Below are 19,522 nucleotides of genomic sequence, written 5' to 3'. Positions count from 1 at the left end.
CTATCATTTAGATACGGCACATTATAGGCAAGTCTGTTACTATCAACTATAAAATGACATACATGAAAAAATTATTCTATTTGAGTATTATGTTTTTGCTGATCTCATGTTCAGCAACTAAAAACACTGTAAGCTCACAGCTTCAAGACAATCAGACATTCTTGTTAACAGAAGCATCCACAGATCCGACCTATGGATTTTCAGAAAAGAACCCTATAGAGGTAGGTGGAGTTGATAAAAGTGAAGGGCCACTAAATGAGAGAAGATTCCTGAATGCATTGGCTGGACTCAACGGTGAAAGAGTTAGTTACTATAGAGCTGGTAGTTGCTGTCCGGTAGATAGTAAAAATGGATTTATGGGGAAAGCAATGTTAGATAATTACAGGGTAACATGGGAAGGGGCAAAAGACACTGTGTCAATTTATATAAACATGTATGACTCTGGACAGTTGAGAGCTCCTGTTGGATTTACGATAAAAAAATAAAGCATTTTTACAGAACAACGCAGCCCACAGAAAATAATTTTTCTGTGGGCTGCGTCTTTTTAGAAGTGGCTCCGTCATCAGGGTGTAAAACGAAAAAAACACCTTAAAAAGATAAGCCATGAAAAGATTTCACGTTAATGTTAGAGTAAAGAACCTGGAAGAGTCAGTAGGTTTTTATACTGCCCTTTTTGCTACAGAACCAACCGTTCTTAAAGAAGATTATGCCAAATGGATGCTCGAAGATCCGCGTATAAACTTTGCCATATCGCTGCACCCTGAGAATGCCGGCATTGAGCATTTAGGTATACAGGCCGAGAGCGAAGAAGAACTGGCAGAAGTATACGGCAACCTTAAAAAAGCAAAAGGCGCCATCCGCGAAGAAGGGAAATGCACCTGCTGCTACGCTAAATCGGAGAAGTCGTGGATAACAGACCCGCAGGGCGTGGACTGGGAAGCATTTTATACGTTCGGTGAAGCCACTGTGTATGGCGAAGGAGCCAATGCACGCAAAACCGAAGCGGCCGTTTAGTACATCATAAAACTATAAAACAATAGCGACTCGTGTAATCAGCACTTGTCGCTATTGTTGTTTTCTGTAAATTCATAGCATTATGCAAACATCAGCCTTAACCCAAACTATAGTTGCCGAAATGCAGGCAGCACATTACCCCGAGGTAAAAGTAATTTACGAACTGGGCATAGCCACCAATAACGCCACCCTGGAAACCAAAGCACCCGAGTGGGCAGAGTGGGACACCAAATACATGAAAAGCTGTCGGTTTGTAGCGCTGCAAAACGGGAAAGTAGCCGGCTGGGCTGCGCTTACGCCAGTGTCGGGCAGGTGCGTGTATGCGGGCGTAGCCGAAGACAGCGTGTACATTCACCCGGATTTTAAACGCCAGGGCATTGGTAAACTTTTGCTCGATAAATTGGTGGAAGCATCGGAACAGGAAGGAATCTGGACGCTGCAAGGTGGCATCATCAACGACAACAAGGCCAGCATAAAACTACATGAGCAGTGCGGTTTCAGGGTGGTAGGCGTACGCGAAAAGCTGGGTCAACTGCACGGCCAATGGCGCGACATCTGCCTGGTGGAACGCCGCAGTAAGGTGGTAGGGGTATAGTTAAACTCAACTATAGTACTCGCTTTTTATAGTATAAAAGTTATAGAATTTGTAATTGTTTTGCATCTTTAGGATAGAATTCGGATAACCTGCAAACTATAAACTGAACCATGGAAAACTGTTGCAACACTCCTGGACCAACTAAACTTTCTGCGGATAGCTGCTCGGCGGTAGCGCCTGTTTTCCTGGCGTACGAGGCCCAGCTAAAAGGCTTTGTGCAGAAACGCATCCTCGATAAAGACGAAGCTAACGACATTCTACAGCAACTATACCTCAAGATCTACAAAAACTGCGAGCAGCTACCCGAAGTAAAGAACATAAAAGCGTGGCTTTACCAGATAACGCGCAACGCGGTGTATGATTTTTTCAGGGAAAGTAGCCGCTACCAGACTATAGCTGATGTGGAACTGGAAGAATTGCCCGACGATACCCGCCATGATGTAGAAGCTCTGGTGGAGCCCCTGATCAGTTTATTGCCCGAAGAATATGCCGAAGCCCTGCGCTTGAGCGAACTGGAAGGCATCAGCCAAAAAGAAATTGCCGAACGCCTGGGTATATCCTATTCCGGGGCAAAATCAAGAGTGCAGCGTGGTCGCGAAAAACTGAAAGCCTTGTTTATAGAATGCTGCCACCTGGAGTTCAGCCACGATGGGTCTATAGTTTCCGCAACTATAAAAGATAGCTGTAAACCGTTGCAGGGGTTGTAGTGGTTAGTTTAGTTTGATACCGTAAGTTACCGCTTCGCTCAAATTTGCGGCATAAATGAGCTGGTTTTTTAATTCTTTTTATGGAAAACAGCAAGTTTTAGCATCAAGTAACTAAAAGCGAAACTATAAAATAGAGAACATGAAAACCATGCTACTTTTTCTTGTGCTTGCGACACTGTTTGTGAGCTGCAAAACCGAACAACTGGCATTAACCCCAACCTATAACAAAGGAGGCTATACTTTTAAAATACACAAGAGTAGATATTTGGCTGCTCAGGATAGTATTTATGTTGGTGGAAGCATATTTGATGTAAATACAAAGGAGCTTTTGGAAGTGGGTAAGATTGAACTTGGCTGTTCTTCTTCAAATAACCTAAACAACTATAGTTTCAGAATGCATAATTGGGATATTGCCGTTCCTGTTACAGCTAAATATGTCGGCTATCTTACTGTCGAAACAGCGCCTTTTATTACACAAGCGGGAGATTCTATAGTTGTAAACTTCTATTTGGCTCCTGACGAAAAGCCGTTATTAAATTGCGAAGGGTCTTTTAACTAAAACTTATACCTAACCTGTGCCTTCACATCTGATCTCGTAGAGCCAACTATAGTTTCCAGCCCAGAGCCGATGGTATCGACATTTCTATAGCTGGTGATGCCGTATTTTACCCACACATCCAGGTCACGTATCAGTTGGAACTGCAGCAACGCATACACGCGTGTGCCTTTGCCACTGAGCGCCGGAATAGAGAACGCATACAGCACATCGCGCTCATACACATACTGTCGGGTATCATAACTGTCTGTGTCGAAAAGGGCATAACGGGTACTTAGCCGGATATTCCTGAAAGTATAGTTTACATCCTGGGCAATAATGTAGCCGGTTTGTCTGGGAGCTTCGTGCTCGTAACTGCTGAACTGTACACGGCTTTTTAAACTGAGCGCTGGGGTAGGAGCGAACTCATAGTAAAGCAGGTAATTCCGGCGCAGGGCCTGTGCCACGTAATCTATAGTTGTGGTGTTGTTGGGGGCGTTCAGTCCTTTGCTTTCGGTCCGGAACTGGCCGTAAAGAGCGCTTTGTCGGTTGGGTTTAAAGTAGAGTCGCACCAAGTACTCATCGCCGTAAGAGGGCGCATCTACACGATAGCGCAACCACGGAAAAGTAAAACGGTCGTAGTAGGCGGTAATTTCCCAACGGGTAATGGGTTTAAGTTTGATGCCCGTGTAAAATCCACGCTCGTTTATGTTGCGGCTTCCTTCGCCAAAAGCCCCACCATACAAACTATGGAAATCGCGTGAATAGTAACGGTACAGCATGGCAACTTCCGCTTTGTTGGATAGGTTCGCTATCAAACCATTCACACTGCCCACACCGCCACTTTTGCTCATAGCCGTTTCGCCGAACAGGTACACGTTCTGACAGGTAAAACTATAGTTGGCCCCGGCTGTATAGTTGGTACTGCCGCTAAACTCGAAATGCTGGTAAGGGGCATCGGTCTTTTTGATAGGAGAACTATAGTTAGTGCCGACAGCGGTAATGCCAAGCGTAAAAGCCTGTTTCTGATATTGCAAACTACTGCCGAATATCTGCTCGCGCACTCTGCCTTTGTTTGCCAATTCGGTTACTGTTCTGTGAAAGCCGGAAGTCTGGATGCTGGTGAATGTTTCGGTAAAGTCGGAGATGGTATCGCCTTGCAGGTTAGCGTCGGCGCGTTTGTTGGAGTAGAAGCTAGTTAAATTCAGATCATTTGTTAAACGATAAGTTACCGCCGCACCCCTGAAAAATGCCGACTCCAAAACCGAACTATACGGCCGTATGCCCAGGTTTGCGCGACTAAGTGTAGTTATGGTTTCGCTGCCTTTGCCAACGCTATACCCCGACGACAATTGCAAACCCTGCCCGATCTGTAACTGGTAATCGCCAATAGCCATAGTTTTAAACCTGCCTTTGTTGTATAGCTGGAAATGCGCCGTATAAAAATCGAAGCCATAACGGCGTGAATTGCGGTCCCAGGTAAAAGCTTCACCGGCATCTTTCTCGGCAGTTATGCCCATGCTATAATCCTGGGCTACGCTGTTCCGGTAGCGCACAAACAGTTTGTCCGGAGAGCCCAAATACCTGCTCTGCGACCGGCTGCTGGTATCCACAGCACTATAGCCACGTCGCTGCTGCAAGGTACGCTCATACCTGACTATAAGTGCGTTATTGTCTTCCCCGATCATGCGTTGCCACAAGGGGCGCGTATCGGCGTATAAACCGGCATCTTCAACCCGCACAAAAGGCAGCAACTGGTAAATGGTGATCAGATCAAAATCGGGAATGGCTTGTAGCTCGTAAATGCTGAGCAGCTTGCCGTTTTCCTGCTGATGTTTGAAGAAGGAAGCGATCTGTGGGCGAGAAAGGATGAACAGGGAAGCCAGCTCTTCGGGGGTGGTGTTATTCAGGTTAATGGGCTGCTGATAGTACTGGAAAAGCGTTTCGTAAAGGTCTTCGTAGGATATGTTCTCATCTTCCTGCTGCGAGAAAAGCTCCTGCACAAACAGGTCGAAATCAATCGTTTGGCGCGGATAGTTCTGGGCCTGCAACGACAGCGACGCATAAAAAATAAACCAGCAGAGCAGTAACACACGTACCATAGGCATCAGCTTACCCAGTATTTGTAAAATTATACTTTAGGGCTACTCTAGCCTTGCCTTTAATGTTGTCTGTACACTAAAATAGTTACATGGAGCTCTTTCATATTTTCTCGGTAATACTTGCTGTTTCGGCTTTCTTCGCCTATATCAATCAGAAATACATAAAGTTGCCGGGTGCTATCGGGTTGTTACTGGCGGGCCTGTTATTGTCGCTGCTGGTGCAGGGGCTGGGAGAGATATCGCCTGCGTTCGAAGCGCTGGTAGAAAGTCGTTTAAGTGAGATAGACTTTTCGGAGATACTGCTGGAGTTTATGCTGAGTTTCCTGCTTTTTGCCGGAGCACTGCACACTGACCTGGAGAAGCTCCGGGCATCTAAATGGCCTATATTGGTTTTTGCAACAGTTGGTGTGCTGATTTCTACAGTGGTAACCGGTACGGCTTTTTACTACCTGCTGTACCTGGTTGGCTACCCTATCGGCTATATCTACTGCCTGTTGTTTGGTGCGCTCATTTCACCAACCGACCCTATCGCAGTGTTAGGTATCCTTAAAAAAGCAAATATCCCGAAGTCGCTGGAAGTAAGTATAACCGGCGAGTCGCTGTTTAACGATGGCGTGGGTGTGGTAATATTTATCTCCATTTTTGAGATAGCGAAACTGGGAATTGATAACGTGGAAGGTTCTTTTATAGCTGAGCTGTTCCTGAAAGAAGTAGGCGGAGGTATAGGGCTGGGGCTGCTGATCGGGTATATAGCATTCCACTTCATGAAGCGCATCGACCATTACCAGACCGAAGTACTGATATCTTTGGCAGTAGTTACGGGCGGCTATAGTCTGGCACAACAGTTCCATTTTTCGGGGCCGCTGGCTATGGTGGCTGCAGGCTTACTGATAGGCAACCAGGGAACGCAACTTGCTATGAGCAAGATCACCGCCGATTACCTGACCAAGTTCTGGGAAATGGTAGATGAGGTGCTTAACGCCGTACTGTTCGTGCTGATAGGCCTTGAACTAATGCTTATCCCTTTCCACTGGAATTATGTGCTGATCGGTATCATAACAACTATAATTGTGTTGCTGGTGCGTTATATTGCGTTGGCAATACCTACCTACACGCTCCGGCTGCACCGTGCCTTTGCGCCAAATACATTGCTCATCATGACCTGGGGCGGCTTACGGGGCGGTATTTCCATTGCACTGGCCTTATCACTTACCACCGAAATGCACCGAGAACTTATAGTTGCCATTACGTATGCAGTCGTATTATTGTCGCTAACTATACAGGGGTTAACGATCGAACCATTTATAAAACGGATGTCTAAGAAGGTTATAGTTTAATTGGGTTGGCCGCCAAAGCTATAGTTTACCGATAAGTGGTGACTGTTGCCCAGATGTGTAGTGTTGCCGAATGCATAATCGACTACAAACTGCCGGGCCATAAAACCAGCACCAAAGTTGAGGGTGTTGGTAAGCGACTGAAACCCGCTGCGAAGTATGAATTTTTCAGGAAAGAGCTGATACTCGATGCCGGCTTTAAAAGTAGCGTTATGGTCGATGCTCTTTTCAGTTTCAGCTAAAAGTAAAAGTTTTTTGTAAGGTGTGTAGCTGATACCGGCTTTCATGATCGTAGGTAATCGTTCGTCTTCAAAGTCAGAGAGTTTTGCCTGATTCAGGTTGTAAGCGTGTGCTCCAAAGTAAAGGCCCGGCACAATTTCAGCCTGTCCGCCAATGGCTATAGTAACCGTTTTCCGGCTGCCATAGCCCTGTACCGCCACCTGCCAGATATCGGCTTTTACACCTAAACTAAACTGCCCCAGTTTATGCGCCGCACCCAGCCCAATGTGCTGCCTGTTATATAATTCGTCGCCAAACCTGCTCAGGCTAATGCCATAAACTCCATATTTTTGAGTTGGATAAATGCCCAGCAAAGCCACTGTTGTAAAAGCCCTTACGCCAAAACGGTTCTCAGCATAGGCCCCGGCTTGCAGTTGTGACAGACTGGCTATGCCAGCAATGTTGTTGTGAAGTGCCCAAAGGTCGGGTAGGGTTACAGAAGCGTTGCCAAGTGCTGCGGCACGTGCCCCAAACGGCACATCAGATTGCGCCTTTGTAAAAAAGGGAATCAGAAGGAAACAGGTAATTAAACTATAGCGCAGTATAATTATGCCATGCACGCAATCTTGTATTTTATGAAGTAGGATTTACGCTGGTAGAAAAGCTGAGTTGTCAGAAGATTGCCATTTTGTTCCCAAGTAACTATAAATGCTTACAAATGGTAGTATCTGAGATAGATCTCTCACTTTGTTCGAGATGACAAAAAATATGAAGTCACATAATTACTTTGTTTATATCACTACTAATCCTAAGCGAACAACATTGTATGTAGGCTTGACGAATGATTTACCGAGAAGGCTTAATGAACACTTTATGATTTGTGGTGAGTCATCTACTTTCGCCGGGAAATATTACTGTTATAATTTAATTTACTTCGAACGACATATGCAGGTACAGCATGCCATTGATCGGGAGAAAGAAATTAAGAAGTGGAGCAGAGCTAAGAAAGAAGCTTTGATCTACTCACAAAACCCATTCTGGAAATTTCTAAATCAGGAGATAAAGGAAGATCAATAAGATTAACTAGTCGTGTCATCTGGATAAAAGCAGGTAAATAGAAAACCATTATACATCTTAAATAGATTTCTCACAGAGTTCGAAATGACAAAATAGAGAATCAATAAACCTATTCTTATTTGTCATCTCGACGAAAGGAGAGATCTATCTCAGACCTGCTAAGGAAATCATTCCACAACCAATTCATCCACAAACAACCAGGCCGTTTTACCGGCAGAGCGATGATTAGGCGGGCATACTTTGATGTTACGCGCTGTTACTTTCACAAAACGGGCCTTTACCGGAGCAAACTCAGCAGCGAATACTTGAGTAAAGATGCCGCCCTTCAGCGGATCTGTGGTGTTGGTTATGGTTTTAAGGGCTCTGTACTTTTTACCGTCCTCCGAAACAAGAAAGTCCACCTGAACAGGCAGGAATATATTGGCAAGCATGTTCTGTAAATGCGAACTGCTGATGCGGTTTATAGTTGTAATTTGCTCCAGGTCTAGCACAGTTTCAAAGTCGTTGCCGGAAAAGCCGAGCCATTGACCATCATTTTGGTTAAGTGAACCATTAAGGCCATTAACTATAGTTGCGCCGCCCTGCCCCGGGAAATAGCGGCTGGGTTGTTTCTGTAGCTTTACTGGTCGGGCAAAGGCTTTATGTATGGTTAGTTTTGTAGTTGTCGGCTCGTCCATCAGTTTGCCATCTGCAAGAGAAGCTGCTTTTATAGTTGCTGATTCCTTAACTATAAATGGTTTGGTGTATAACTGACTTGCTGTGGTAGGAGTGGAGCCATCTAGCGTATAGTATAGTTGCGTGCCGGCTGCATCTGAGGTAAAAGTTATAGTTGCGTGGCGCTGCGTAGTATCTATAGTTGCCTGTTGTTTTACCTGGTAGGCGCTGGTACTATAGTTTATGCCTAAGGCATCGTAACGCTTGTACTGTTCCTGCATGCGCTTCGTGAAATCATCCCAGTTCTTGTTTGCAGGGTTGGTCCAGAATACTTCGGAAGCGGCGGCAATTCTTGGGAATAGCATGTATTCTACCTGCTTAAAAGTCGGGATGTATTCGGTCCAGAGATTGGCTTGGGCACCTATTATAAAGCGTTTTTCGGATGGCGTTAACTTGCCGGGAGTTGGGTTGAAACTATAGACCTTGCTAAGTGGCGTGTAACCGCCAAAGGCCAGTGGCTCCAATTGCTGATCTCCCTGGTAATAGTCGAAGTACAAATGCGAAGTTGGCGACATGACTACGCCATGCTGTTGTTCCGCTGCCTTTATGCCACCGGCAGTTCCGCGCCACGACATCACCAGGGCATTGTTCGGAATACCGCCATCCAGAATTTCATCCCAGCCAATGATTCGTTTGTCCTTTGATTTCAGAAACTTCGCGATGCGCTCTATAAAATACCCATGCAGTTCATTCTCATTCTTCAGGTTTTCGGCAGCTATTTTAGCCTGGCATTTCGGGCATGCTTTCCAGCGGGTTTTGGGTACTTCGTCGCCACCAATGTGTATTACCTGCCCCGGGAAAAGGGCTGCAACCTCTGTCAGTACATCTTCCAGGAAACTATAGGTTTGTTCGTTGCCGGCACAAAACACATCTTCAAAAATTCCCCAGGCCTGCTCTGTTTTAAACGGACCACCTGTACAGCTCAACTCCGGGTATGCAGCTAACGCTGCCAGCGCATGGCCCGGCATTTCAATCTCCGGAACTATAGTTATGTGGCGGTCTTTGGCATATTGCACCACGTCACGTATCTCATCCTGTGTATAAAAGCCGCCATATTTTTTGTTATCGAATTGTTGTGGGCGCTCCAGGGCATGGCCAACTATAGTTCCGTCGCGCCAGCCGCCAACTTCTGTTAGTTTCGGGTATTTTTTGATCTCGATGCGCCAGCCCTGGTCGTCGGTCAGGTGCCAATGGAACGTGTTGAGCTTGTGCATCGCCATGTAATCGATATACTTTTTGATATCGGAAACCGGGAAGAAATGACGCGCCACATCCAGGTGCAGACCACGCCAGCTATAGTTTGGCTTATCGGTTATCTCAAGTGCAAGAACAGCTACCGGCGCAAACGTGTAAGCCACAGGTAAAAGCTGTTTTATAGTTTGAATGCCCATGCCAATGCCTGCCGGTTGGTTCGCAGCGAGTAATATCCTGGTGGGTTGCACCGACAAACTATAGCCTTCCGGCCCAAGCGTGTCGGGGGAGTTGGTGAGGCTCAGGTAAATGTAGTTGGCTGCCCGCTTCCGGGGTTTTTTGTAGATTATTTGCGGCTGCTGGCCGGTTGCGGTTTTTATAGTTTGCGCCAGTTGGCTGGCTGTAGTTTTCAGGAATTGTTGCTCCGGGTTGATGTATAGCCTGGTGTTCGCATTCAGGATGAAGTTGCCTTGCTGCAGTGTAAGGTGCTGGGGTTTCGGAACTATAGAAATATCCGGAACAATATTTTGCTGTGCCGAAGCTGACAAAAAGGTAACTATAAAAAGGATAAGGGTGAGCAGTTTTGGCATCGGGTAAAATTTTGATCTTCAAGAATAAGCAGGATAAGTTTAAAATGCCAGCGGCAAAGCAAAAAGTATAGTTATAAAAAAAGCGCTGAGATGAGTCCCAGCGCTTTTCTATTTTACTAAAAAGGTAATTAGTCTTTCACCTGAAGTTTAACCTTCGCGTCACCTTTTTTCTTTTCGATCTTGAATTCAGTTTTACCGGCACGCAGTTTCTCCTGCGCTTCAGTCATAGTTGCGTTCAGCAGTTCGGCCTGCGGTGTGGTAGCTTCTGCTTTTGCAGCGTCACCAGCACCAGGGCTGTCTGTGGTTACAACCGTCATCTCGCTGATCAGGTTATTGGCACCAGCATATTTGTCGATGATGAACAGCAGGTAACGGGCATCTACGTTAATGCAACGCTTATAGTCTGCATCATAAACAAGGTCACCGGTCATCGCTTCCCAGTTACCATCAAATGCCAGGCCTATAAGCTCACCCTTACCGTTTATTACCGGCGAACCTGAGTTACCACCTGTAATGTCGTTGTCTGTGATGAAGTTTACAACTAGTTCGCCTTTGTCGTTCGCATAGCGGCCGTAGTCTTTTGCCTGGTATAGTTGCTTTAACTTAGCCGGTACTTCAAACTCCTCGTTGGTCGGGTCTTCTTTGGCCATTAAGCCTTCCATGGTAGTGTAGTAGTTAAACATAACACCATCCTGCGGGCTGTAATCCTTAATAGCACCGTAGCTCAAACGTATAGTTGAGTTAGCATCCGGGTAGTACACAAAATCAGGGTTCATCTCGCGCAGACCAGCTACATACAGGCGGTTAGCAGTTGCCAGTTTGGCATTGGCTGCACCTACCTTAGGAGCAATGTTGGTCTGGAAGTTCTCAAGAATAGGCTGCACGATTGCGAAAGCAGGATCGTTCTCCAGTTTCTTGGCAGTCGGGTTCTTCAGGAAATCCTTCAGTTTCTGCTCCGATACTACAAACGAGTTGCTATACACATGGTCAGCCAGTTTGTTGAAATCGCCTTTGTACTTGGCTACCAGGTTTTTGAATGCTTCCGGCTGCTGATCTTTCGCAATGTCTTCAGAGTAATACTTCAGCATGGCAGCAAACACTTTTTTGTCTGTTGGCATGTTGTAGTCCTTAAAGAAAGCATCTACGCGTGGCATCAGGTCCTCTACAGCCTTTTTAGTAGCAGCAGCATCGTTAGACTTAAGCGTAGTGTAAAGCGGCATCAGGCGGTAAGCCATCAGCAGTGACTCTGTGCCAAGGATGGCTTCGTTCAGGTAAATAGAACCGAGGTTATATTTTGCGATCTCTTTGTAAGATGCATCAATATCAGAAAGCACGTTGCCGTAAAGGGCTTTGCGCTGCGGGTCGTTGGCCCATGCCTGGTATTTCGCTTCGTCAGCTACTTTGCCTTCTATGGTCTTCATGCGCTTAATGCCCTCGTTCTGACCGATAGAGTATTTGTAGTAGTTAGATGTAGAGGCATATTTAGACGCATATTTAATACGCGTAGCATCGCTCTTGTCCATGTCTTCTTTCCAGATGCCCAGCTTCTTTTCACGCAGTTTGATACGTGTCTTGTTCAGCTGATCAACTTCCAGTTGCAGACCCTGAGATGTCATGAAACGCTTTGTACGGCCCGGAAAACCGAAAACCATAGAGAAATCGCCTGGCTCTCTGTCGCCGATGTTGATCGGAAGATGGTGCTTAGGGTTGTAAGGAACGTTGTCTTTGCTATATTTAGCTGGTTTGCCATCTTTACCCGCATATACACGGAAAATAGAGAAGTCGCCGGTATGGCGTGGCCACATCCAGTTATCCGTATCGCCGCCGTATTTACCGATAGACGATGGAGGGGTACCTACCAGACGAACGTCGGTATAACGGTTGTAAACGAAAAGGTAGAACTCGTTGCCGTTAAAGAAATCGCGCACATACGTTACATACTCACCGTTGTTGCTGGCTTCTTTGGCAAGTGCCTGCATACGCTGGCCTACTTTCTGGGCACGCTCTGCTTCTGGTGTGTTGTTATCGATGCCTTCCAGAACTTTGCCTGTCACGTCATCCATACGCACTAAAATATCCACAAAAAGGCCTTCGTTCGGAAGTTCCTCTGAGTAATTCTTCGCCCAGAAACCGTTTGTCAGGTAATCGTTCTCTGGTGTAGAATGCGACTGGATCTGGCCATAACCGCAGTGGTGGTTAGTTAGCAACAGACCGTTCTTAGAAATGAACTCACCTGTACAGAAACCACCGAACTGTACGATAGCATCTTTCAGGCTCGAGTTGTTTACAGAATAGATCTCTTCGGCAGTCAGCTGAAGTCCTTTTTTCTGCATATCGGCGTGGTTAAGGCGCTTTATCAGCATCGGCAACCACATACCTTCGTCGGCTTTGGCCGTAAACGGCGCGCTCAGCCCAACTAAAAGTAGGAGTGAAAGGATTCTTTTTAACATGGAAATTTGTTTAGATTAGTTAAACTGCATGCAATTTAATAAAAATATTACGCACCTAACGGCTGTTAGGGTTTTAAGATAGCTGATTTGTATATAGTTTTTACCATTTTTTGATGAACAGCTATAGTTATACAAAAACAAAGGAAGCTACCTGAAAACTATAGCCTGAAATAAGTACATGAACCATGAGCTGGATATTTAAGAAACTGTAGCTTGGCCTGATCTGGATCTACCAGCACATGATCTCGCCCTTAAAGCCAGCTACCTGCCGCTACACACCTACCTGCTCTACCTACGCTGTTCAGGCTGTGAATAAATACGGACCTTTTAAAGGCGGCTGGATGGCTTTAAAGAGAATTGGCCGTTGTCACCCCTGGGGCGGAAGCGGTTATGACCCGGTAAAGTAAAGAAGGACATTCCATTCTCTCATTTGCCCTCGCTCGCGGGACCCGAGCGAGGGCGTAGAACCTATTTCCACTTCATCGGGAGTTAGGGCCTGTAAGTATAGTTTTACACTAAGTTCGTCTAAAGCCCGATCCTGTAAATTGAATTTGAGGCTTATTTAAAGTATATTTAGGAAAGATAATATTCATTCTGCTTCTGCCTATGTTCCTGACATTACTATCACATCAATGGCGATCCGAGCTTCGGTCTTCTGTTTTCCAGAAAAGCCTGGCCCTTAATATTATTCTGGGGTTGCTTATCCTGTACTTTGGTAGCATATTCCTTTTCCTTGGTTTTAATATTCATAAAATACTGGCAGAACTATACCCGGGGCAAAATGCAGTCGCCATCTTCAACGGTATGTTGCTGGCCTATTTCCTGATCGATCTGTTTTTCAGGTTCCTGATGCAGGAGTTGCCTGTGCTGGCCATTCAGCCCTACTTACATTTGCCCATCTCTAAAAACAAACTGGTGCATTATGTACTGGTAAAATCAGTTCCGAGCTTTTTTAACCTGTTACCGCTACTGTTTATAGTGCCTTTTATGGTAACCTCGGTGGTTCCGGCTTATGGTTTAGGCATTGCTATAGTTTGGTTGCTTGCGCTGATGGCGGTAACGCTGCTCAATAATTTCCTGCTGATTTACTTTAAGCGGCAGATGAGCAACAAACCACTTTACACGCTCGCTTTCGGGGTAACTGTAACTTTACTGATGTTGCTAGATTACCTGGATGTGCTGCAACTACAGGCAATATCGCAGGCTGTGTTCGGGGCAATACTGGTGCAGCAGTGGCTTGTTATAGTTCCGGTTATATTAATGGCAGGGGCTTACCTGCTCAACTTTTATTTCCTGAAAGCCCATACATATCCCGAAGAAATAAGCGTGCGCAAAGCAAAGGAAGCTACTGGCGGCGACATTGCTTTCCTGAACCGTTTCGGGGAACTGGGTAAGTTAATAGAGTTAGAGCTGAAACTGATCTGGCGACATAAGCGCACAAAATCCATTGTTACCTTATCGGTTATTTTCCTGTTTTACGGGTTGCTTTTTTATGGCAAAGACAACTTTATGGATGGTTTTGCCATGCTGATCTTTGTTGGGATAATGCTGTCGGGGATGCCGATGTTTAACTACGGGCAGTTTTTGCCGGGCTGGCAGAGCGGCCACTTCGATGGAATACTGACCCAGCGCATTTCGCCTTACCAGTTCCTGAGCGCTAAATACTGGATGATGGTGCCAGTTATGGTGCTGGCTTATATCCTGACGCTGCCTTATGGTTTGTTTGGCTACAAAATACTCCTGATAAATACGGCGGCACTGCTTTACAATGTTGGCGTTAATGTGTTCATCATTTTCTTCTTCTCGGTTTACAACACCCAAAAGCTTGACCTGAGCAAGAGTGCCTCATTTAACTGGCAGGGCGTAGGAGCTTCTAAATTTGTGATGATGCTGCCGCTTATGGTGCTGCCGATCCTGATCTACCTGCCTTTCGGGTTACTGGATGTTCCTTTTGCCGGAGTGGCCGCTATCGGCGGACTTGGCCTGCTGGGTATCATCTTCCAGAAACAACTGCTTGCATTCTCTGCCAAACGGTTTACAGCGCACAAATACAAGCTGGCAGCCGGCTTCCGTCAATCTTAATCAACTATAGCAATTATAAAAATAAGCGCGATGCTAACTATAAATAACCTCCAGAAAATATATAACGGCACTACCGTAGTAAACATACCAGAACTAACTATAACTGCAGGCGAGTCTGTGGGCCTGGTTGGTAACAACGGAGCCGGCAAAACAACACTTTTCAGGATGATACTGGACCTGATTCGGCCGAGCAAAGGTGAAGTGTTCTCGAAAGGCATTGGCGTAATGGAATCGGGGGACTGGAAAAGCTATACCGGCTCGTACCTGGATGAAGGTTTTCTGATAGATTACCTGACGACAGAGGAATATTTTAAGTTTATCGGCGACCTGCATGGCCTGTCGGGTGGCGATGTGGCAGAGCGCTTAGCACCATTCACGGACCTGTTTAACGGCGAGATTCTGGGCCAGAAAAAGTATATCCGCGACTTCTCGAAAGGTAACCAGAAAAAGATAGGCGTGGCTGCAGCCGTACTATCGAACCCGGAACTGCTGATACTGGACGAACCTTTTGCCAACCTGGACCCCAGCTCCCAGATACGCCTGAAGAATCTGCTTAAAACCCTGCGCGAACAAAAGCAAATGACCATGCTGATCTCGAGCCACGACCTGAGTCATGTAATCGATGTATGTGAACGGATCGTTATCCTGGAGAAAGGCCAGTTGGTGCAGGACATGGTGACTAACGAGAACACCCTTCAAGAGCTGGAGACCTACTTTACAGTTTAAAAGCTGATCTTTACTTCTATTTTTGAATATAAATCGGTAAACTGCATTTGTTAAAGTCCGGATTCCGGCTTTCGCCTAAGTTTTTCACCCGTTTAACGTAGGCAATCAATGAATATTAAAATACCGATCCCGATAGGCAGCAAAGGGTATCTTATACCTATAGTAGATATTCTGCGTGTAGAGAGTCGTTCTATTTCGTTTGCAGATGCGGGAGCCTATAACCTGTATATATTTGAGCGGACCACGACAGGCGACGAGCTTTTCTCGCTCTATAGTTACAAGCAGAAGCAGGACATGCTTGCCGCTTTCAGTATCATCTCATCACTGTTGATCCAGAAATCCAAGGAGTTGGTAATGCTGGAGTTGGAGCCGATGAAGTAAAAGCCAACTATAGTTGGTATTCCCGGACACACATAATCATTACCCTATAGTTTATTTTTGAGAGGCAGCTGCATCTGGTACAGGTCGAAGCCTTTTGCCCAGTAATCTTTTTCGGTGTGTTCCAGCACAAAGCCCAGCCTCTCATAAAATTTATAAACCAACTGCGATGTACGAACTATAACCTGATCTATATTTGGGTTACTGCGGATATGGTTTATCCGGTGCTGCGTTAGGTCTGTGCCAATGCCTTTGCCCTGAAAACCGGGGTGAACGATATCCCAGGAGAGTCGCGCCAACCGCTCGCCCGGGAAGTAATTGATGCCGCCTGCTCCAACTATAGTTCCGGCTTCTTCCATTACAAAATATTCCTCCAGGTGCTCGTCCAGGTAAACTATAAGATCCTGTGCTTCGGTTTCGGCAAAATACTGCGGAATGTTAAGTTGCAGCAACGCTAAAACCGCTTGTTTATCTGTCGGGGCGTAGGGGCGGATCATGGGTATATTAGCGAGGTGTTTTTATGGTTGCCGGAGTTTTGTCTTCAGGGCTCTGGTATAGTTTAAACTAAAGGAGATGCCGTGGTTTGCGAACTATAGCCAAAGTTTGAAGTTTTATTCCTGACTATAGTTTAGCGTATAGTTTGCTCTCAGGCCGTCCGCAGAATCTTCTCCATCTTTTTGCCTTTTGCCAGTTCGTCTACCTGCTTGTCTAAATACCTTACCTGTTTTGTTAGTGTATTTTCGATCTCCTCTATCCGGTAGCCACAAATTACCCCGGTTATCAGGTCAGCATTCGGGTTTATAGTTGCCTCCGAAAAGAACGTTTCGAAAGTCGCCTTCTGATCGATCAGTTCCTGCAGTTTTTTGTCGTCAAAGCCCGTCAGCCACGTTATAACCTGGTGTAATTCATCTTTAGTCCTGCCTTTGCGCTCCACTTTGGTTACGTAGTGCGGGTACACCGATGCAAATGTCATTTGTGCCATGCGGGCATCGTGTTCGGGAGTCGTGTTCATGCTGATTTAATCTTTCTAAATACTTCAATTGAAAGCAGTATTACAATTTTCACAAATACTACTCGGGGTTTTTAAGCCAGATGAAACACCTTTACCACCGCAAATTAAGCATGAATGGTTAGCATCTGGCTGATCTACAAACAAGTTAATATAAACTGGTATGCCAAAGTGCTCGGACAATTGTTTTCTTATTTTTTCGCCTTCTGTGTTGAGCTTCCCCTTCTTGTAGTTTGTCAGCTCTTTGTAGGCTTCCTTCTCAAAGAAGCTGCTCTCAAGCCAATTGAGATACACTCTTTGGTAATGCCTTTGCCAATTCTCAATTTCTATAAATGCAGGAATACTTGAATAAGGAATTTGCCCTAAACAGGTTCCACAAACAAGTTCATTTGTGAACTGAAGAGAGCGACCGTATAGCAAGTAAAAGGCAGAACTGTTACAAGAACAGTTTTCAGTTTCGTCAACATCTATAATTACATCAGACTCTTCAACCGTTTTGGGGCTGCTTGTTAACACACAGTTGAATTTCTCTGACCAATACTCGACTACATCTGGAGAGTTTTCCCAGCTTTGAAAGGAGCCGAAATCCTGAAAAGTTACAGTAAGCTCAAGCGTTCCACCCACTTTTCTTAATTCCCTAGGCTCAGCATAGATCAAGTTCTGCCTGTAAAGTGTACCTGATAAACCTAGAAATTCTTCCCCTGTATCCTTCTCATTGGCTAAAGGTAAAATAATCTTCGCTGCTATAGGTTTATCTTTCATTTAACTTATAATTTTAGGAATCGTGTTTTGCTAGGGCACACTTTAGTTAGGGGGATATCTTGTTGCTTTTTAGTTCTTTTTGTAAAACCATTCCAAAGCCATAACCCATTAAAAACGCAAAAGGTAAGCCTAATAAGAAAACTGGCACGGCAATCCTTAGCATAAAATAAACTGATAAGATAGGGTGGAAGCCTTCATCCCAGCTTATTTGAACCACAGCCGTTAATGAAACAGATAATGCTAATACAACTAAAACTTTTAGTGCTGTAGTAAGCCCAATTGAACTTCCAAGACTGATGTTCCTCCCAAGTTTATAGCCTGCTTTCTTACCAAAATAATAGGCTGATAAGAAAAGAGATAAAATTCCATTTATAATAGGGAATGGGGAATTTTGAAAAAGCTTAATAAGCATTTCGACCACATCAGGATTTGTAGTTAACCTTATCAAGAGAATTACAAACAGTATAAGTAATATACTTATACTCACCGCTATTATTGCATATTTCCTTCCACTAAGCTCTAATCTTTCTGTCATTCTAATTAGGCATAACTATAGTTTAAACCTACTTAATCACACCCTTCATCCAGCTGCTTATCGTTTCCAGAGCTGTCGGGGCTATAGTTTCTTCCAGTTTGCCGTATTCGTTAACCATTCCGGTAGAAGCCGTCTGGAAGTGGTGGTTCAGGTTGGGCATCTCTTTTATAGTATACTTTTTGTTGCCGGCTGCTTTCAGGGCTTTTTCGGTGGCGGGCAGGTTTTGCTGGTAAGGTACCTGCAAATCTTTGGTGCCGTTTAGCGCGAGTACGGGCATTTTCAGTTTCTGCAGTGTAAGGGCAGGGTTATAGCCTAAAAAGTAGCGCATCCAGGGCGAGCTTAGCTGGGCAACTATAGTTTGCTCGCTTTGCGGGGTAAGCCCCATTTGTTTTTGTTCTTCTACGGTAAGTTTGGCCTTGGCCTCCTGCTCAAGTTGTTTTATAGTTTGGGAAGCTTTAAAAATATCCGGTTCGGTAGCGGCTACAGTAAACTGGGCTTTACGGAGCTGCAGGTATTTTTGTAGTTGTGGTTCAGGCATGCCGGCGGTTTTAAACAGGGCTTCGTTCTGGGCTAAAAGTAACTCGGTACCAGGCACTGCACTTCCGGCCAACAATACTACAAAAGCGGTTTCGGGGTGTTTGGCGGCTACTTTTGCGGCAACTAAAGCACCTTCGGAGTGGCCCAGCAACCCAACTTTCTTCCCATCAATGCCTTCAAAGTTCTTCAGGTAAGCAAAGGCAGCTGCGGCATCGCTGGCAAAGTCTTCGGTAGTGGCAGTCGCAAAATTCCCTCCCGATTTACCCACGCCACGGTCATCCAAACGCAAAACAGCAAAGCCTTGTCGGGTAAGGTAGTCGGCTAAAACTAAAAATGGTTTGTGACCCAAAATAGTCTGGTCACGGTCTTGTGGTCCGGAGCCTGTAAGTAGCACCACAGCCGGAGCCTTGGTTTTTCCTTTTGGTATAGTTAAGGTGCCCGCCAGGGTAATACCGGCCGCTTTGTTTTCTATAGTTACTTCAGTTTCCTGGTACGGGTAGGGTTTTACAGGGTGCTGTGGACGTTTAACTTCTGCCACCTCGCCTTTTGTAAGCGGAATATGCATGGTCTGGCCAGCCTGTTTCAAATGCCCATCTATCGTTTCGGGGCCGGTGACCTTGCCGGCATACGAGCCACCAATGGCTTTAATATCTAAGTACAAACTATCCTGCACCAACTTTGCCGTTGTTACCGGAATGCCTTTTGCACCCTGATCGGGGCTGTCCATGGTGGCTATAAGGGAGCCATCGGGGTTAGCAGTTATGTTAAAGACCAGTCGCAGTTTTGTGCCGCCAATAGCTAAAGACCCGTTCCAACTGCCGGCTATAGTTTGGGCAGGTTGCTGCGCATAACAGGTAGCAGCGGTAAGTAAAGTTATCAGCAAAAAAAGCAGGTGTTTTCTCATAGTAACTTGGTTGAGGCTTGTGTAATACTAAGGTAATAAATTCCGGGTATAGTTATGTGCT

At 45.5% G+C, this 19,522-nt stretch carries 20 protein-coding genes; 11 read left to right on the top strand and 9 right to left on the bottom strand.

Features of this window, described 5'->3' with window-relative positions; all coding sequences use genetic code 11:
- The first annotated feature begins 62 nt into the window (after positions 1 to 62).
- The 5 genes from ABS362_RS02990 to ABS362_RS02970 all read left to right on the top strand — a co-directional run bounded on the left by ABS362_RS02990 (position 63) and on the right by ABS362_RS02970 (position 2,875).
- The gene (locus ABS362_RS02990; RefSeq protein ID WP_350410801.1) at positions 63 to 485 is read left to right on the top strand and encodes a hypothetical protein; all 423 of its coding nucleotides are present in this window, start codon (positions 63 to 65) and stop codon (positions 483 to 485) included.
- Positions 486 to 603: 118 nt separating this feature from the next.
- The gene (locus ABS362_RS02985) at positions 604 to 1,014 is read left to right on the top strand and encodes an ArsI/CadI family heavy metal resistance metalloenzyme (protein ID WP_350410800.1); all 411 of its coding nucleotides are present in this window, start codon (positions 604 to 606) and stop codon (positions 1,012 to 1,014) included.
- Positions 1,015 to 1,096: 82 nt separating this feature from the next.
- Positions 1,097 to 1,609, top strand: a complete 513-nt coding sequence (locus ABS362_RS02980) for a GNAT family N-acetyltransferase (RefSeq protein WP_350410799.1) — start codon at positions 1,097 to 1,099, stop codon at positions 1,607 to 1,609.
- Between the two features lie 110 nt (positions 1,610 to 1,719).
- Positions 1,720 to 2,316 carry an RNA polymerase sigma factor SigZ gene (gene sigZ, locus ABS362_RS02975; RefSeq protein ID WP_350410798.1) on the top strand — a complete coding sequence of 199 codons (597 nt, stop codon included), beginning with the start codon at positions 1,720 to 1,722 and terminating at the stop codon, positions 2,314 to 2,316.
- A 139-nt stretch (positions 2,317 to 2,455) separates the two neighbouring features.
- Positions 2,456 to 2,875 carry a hypothetical protein gene (locus ABS362_RS02970; protein WP_350410797.1) on the top strand — a complete coding sequence of 140 codons (420 nt, stop codon included), beginning with the start codon at positions 2,456 to 2,458 and terminating at the stop codon, positions 2,873 to 2,875.
- Here the strand turns inward: ABS362_RS02970 and ABS362_RS02965 are convergent.
- Entirely contained in the window at positions 2,872 to 4,953 is a 2,082-nt protein-coding gene (locus ABS362_RS02965) for a ComEA family DNA-binding protein (RefSeq protein WP_350410796.1), read from the bottom strand. The two genes, ABS362_RS02970 and ABS362_RS02965, sit on opposite strands and share 4 nt — an antisense overlap.
- 89 nt (positions 4,954 to 5,042) lie before the next feature.
- On the opposite strand from ABS362_RS02965, the gene ABS362_RS02960 reads away from it, so the two are divergent.
- The gene (locus ABS362_RS02960) at positions 5,043 to 6,290 is read left to right on the top strand and encodes a cation:proton antiporter (RefSeq protein WP_350410795.1); all 1,248 of its coding nucleotides are present in this window, start codon (positions 5,043 to 5,045) and stop codon (positions 6,288 to 6,290) included.
- Here the strand turns inward: ABS362_RS02960 and ABS362_RS02955 are convergent.
- A complete protein-coding gene (locus tag ABS362_RS02955) occupies positions 6,287 to 7,126 on the bottom strand; it encodes a PorV/PorQ family protein (RefSeq protein ID WP_350410794.1) in 840 nt (279 codons plus the stop codon). The two genes, ABS362_RS02960 and ABS362_RS02955, sit on opposite strands and share 4 nt — an antisense overlap.
- Before the next feature lie 136 nt (positions 7,127 to 7,262).
- Between ABS362_RS02955 and ABS362_RS02950 the strand changes: the two genes are divergently transcribed.
- Positions 7,263 to 7,583, top strand: a complete 321-nt coding sequence (locus ABS362_RS02950) for a GIY-YIG nuclease family protein (protein WP_350410793.1) — start codon at positions 7,263 to 7,265, stop codon at positions 7,581 to 7,583.
- Between the two features lie 167 nt (positions 7,584 to 7,750).
- On the opposite strand, the gene ABS362_RS02945 is transcribed toward ABS362_RS02950, so the two are convergent.
- A complete protein-coding gene (locus tag ABS362_RS02945; protein WP_350410792.1) occupies positions 7,751 to 10,078 on the bottom strand; it encodes a family 20 glycosylhydrolase in 2,328 nt (775 codons plus the stop codon).
- Positions 10,079 to 10,206: 128 nt separating this feature from the next.
- On the bottom strand, positions 10,207 to 12,528 hold the full coding sequence (locus ABS362_RS02940) for a S46 family peptidase (protein ID WP_350410791.1): 2,322 nt from the start codon (positions 12,526 to 12,528) through the stop codon (positions 10,207 to 10,209).
- Between the two features lie 218 nt (positions 12,529 to 12,746).
- Between ABS362_RS02940 and yidD the strand changes: the two genes are divergently transcribed.
- The 4 genes from yidD to ABS362_RS02920 all read left to right on the top strand — a co-directional run bounded on the left by yidD (position 12,747) and on the right by ABS362_RS02920 (position 15,717).
- On the top strand, positions 12,747 to 12,935 hold the full coding sequence (gene yidD, locus ABS362_RS02935; RefSeq protein ID WP_350410904.1) for a membrane protein insertion efficiency factor YidD: 189 nt from the start codon (positions 12,747 to 12,749) through the stop codon (positions 12,933 to 12,935).
- 199 nt (positions 12,936 to 13,134) lie between these two features.
- Entirely contained in the window at positions 13,135 to 14,610 is a 1,476-nt protein-coding gene (locus ABS362_RS02930) for a DUF5687 family protein (RefSeq protein ID WP_350410790.1), read from the top strand.
- Between the two features lie 30 nt (positions 14,611 to 14,640).
- Positions 14,641 to 15,336 (top strand): ABC transporter ATP-binding protein, encoded by a 696-nt coding sequence (locus ABS362_RS02925; RefSeq protein WP_350410789.1) that lies wholly within the window; start codon positions 14,641 to 14,643, stop codon positions 15,334 to 15,336.
- A gap of 108 nt (positions 15,337 to 15,444) precedes the next feature.
- On the top strand, positions 15,445 to 15,717 hold the full coding sequence (locus tag ABS362_RS02920; RefSeq protein WP_350410788.1) for a hypothetical protein: 273 nt from the start codon (positions 15,445 to 15,447) through the stop codon (positions 15,715 to 15,717).
- A gap of 44 nt (positions 15,718 to 15,761) precedes the next feature.
- Here ABS362_RS02920 and ABS362_RS02915 read toward each other — a convergent pair whose 3' ends face one another.
- From ABS362_RS02915 to ABS362_RS02895, 5 genes are all read right to left on the bottom strand, one after another.
- Positions 15,762 to 16,211 carry a GNAT family N-acetyltransferase gene (locus ABS362_RS02915; RefSeq protein WP_350410787.1) on the bottom strand — a complete coding sequence of 150 codons (450 nt, stop codon included), beginning with the start codon at positions 16,209 to 16,211 and terminating at the stop codon, positions 15,762 to 15,764.
- Positions 16,212 to 16,360: 149 nt separating this feature from the next.
- Positions 16,361 to 16,726: a DUF2200 domain-containing protein gene (locus tag ABS362_RS02910; protein ID WP_350410786.1), complete on the bottom strand. Its 366-nt coding sequence runs from the start codon at positions 16,724 to 16,726 to the stop codon at positions 16,361 to 16,363.
- A 24-nt stretch (positions 16,727 to 16,750) separates the two neighbouring features.
- A complete protein-coding gene (locus ABS362_RS02905; RefSeq protein WP_350410785.1) occupies positions 16,751 to 17,485 on the bottom strand; it encodes a DUF2310 family Zn-ribbon-containing protein in 735 nt (244 codons plus the stop codon).
- A gap of 46 nt (positions 17,486 to 17,531) precedes the next feature.
- Positions 17,532 to 18,020 carry a hypothetical protein gene (locus ABS362_RS02900; protein ID WP_350410784.1) on the bottom strand — a complete coding sequence of 163 codons (489 nt, stop codon included), beginning with the start codon at positions 18,018 to 18,020 and terminating at the stop codon, positions 17,532 to 17,534.
- A gap of 28 nt (positions 18,021 to 18,048) precedes the next feature.
- Complete coding sequence (locus ABS362_RS02895; RefSeq protein WP_350410783.1) at positions 18,049 to 19,461, bottom strand: alpha/beta hydrolase family protein; 1,413 nt, start codon at positions 19,459 to 19,461, stop codon at positions 18,049 to 18,051.
- Between the last annotated feature and the right edge of the window lie 61 nt (positions 19,462 to 19,522).

This window comes from Pontibacter populi, assembly GCF_040278685.1.
Taxonomy (GTDB): domain Bacteria; phylum Bacteroidota; class Bacteroidia; order Cytophagales; family Hymenobacteraceae; genus Pontibacter; species Pontibacter populi.
The sequence above is the reverse complement of the archived record's forward strand: the minus strand, read 5'-3'. Positions and strand labels throughout refer to the sequence as shown.